Annotated in this window: 1 protein-coding gene; it reads left to right on the top strand. The window is 48.7% G+C overall.

Translation table 11 applies throughout. The features are described 5' to 3' along the window. Positions 1 to 32: 32 nt before the first annotated feature. A partial coding sequence (locus ACPYOM_RS24210) for a hypothetical protein (RefSeq protein ID WP_481347936.1) occupies positions 33 to 230 on the top strand: 198 nt, incomplete at its 3' end.

The following is a 230-nucleotide window of genomic DNA, read 5'->3' as shown; positions in this document are numbered from 1 at the left end:
ACGGATATCTATATGATCGTCCGCTCGGAAATGTGTATGCAGCCCAAGTCGAGAACCAGAGCGAAAGCATATTTTCGGTTAGCTTCAGCATCGATGTACCGGAAGGCATGGCGTATCGTCGGCCGAAGGTTTTTATCGACGGTGCTGAGCAGGACTTTCCTTTCGTACTCCACGACTCACACTTATCCAACATGGTTCGAGCAATAGAGTCATTTAGCGTACCTCTCGAT

The organism is Monashia sp. HAY1-2A (assembly GCF_056755315.1).
This window is presented reverse-complemented; position numbering and strand designations above follow the sequence as displayed.